1 protein-coding gene is annotated in these 486 nt (G+C 40.9%); it reads right to left on the bottom strand.

Annotation, left to right across the window (positions count from 1 at the left end; all coding sequences use genetic code 11):
- Window positions 1-462: DnaA/Hda family protein (locus FH871_RS34790; protein WP_305036625.1), on the bottom strand; the 462-nt coding region annotated here is incomplete at its 3' end.
- Window positions 463-486: the final 24 nt, after the last annotated feature.

Genomic DNA, 486 nt, shown 5'->3' with positions numbered 1-486 from the left:
ATGGGTGACAAATTCATTGATAAAATTTTCCGCTGTAATATAACGAACCCTAGCATTAGGATTATTTTCCAAGACGGTATTACCAATAGCATTGAGAAGGTGGGTTTTCCCAAGTCCAGGACCTCCCCAGATAAAAAGAGGGTTGTAGGTAGTCCCAGGACTATTGGCAACAGCGATTGAAGCTGCCTTAGCCCACTTATTTTCATCCCCTTGAATAAAGTTTTCAAACTGATACTTGGGGTTTAAATTTGAAGAAACAGGCGGCTGGGCTGTTTGAGTAAGACTTTGCTGGAAATAGGCTCCTGCCTGCCCCCCTTGATTGGAATTGGATTCATTAACCAGAACAGTCTCAATCTCAGCACTTTCAAAAACATATTGGGCTCTAATTTGTTTATTAAAGACTTCAAATCCAGCGGTAATCAAGACCTGCTGGAGATTTTTTTCCCAAAAGAGTTCCTTCATGCGGTCAATATAGATGATAGCTGT

The sequence above is a fragment of the Larkinella sp. C7 genome, from assembly GCF_006149005.1.
Classification (GTDB): Bacteria; Bacteroidota; Bacteroidia; order Cytophagales; family Spirosomataceae; genus Larkinella.
This window is presented reverse-complemented; position numbering and strand designations above follow the sequence as displayed.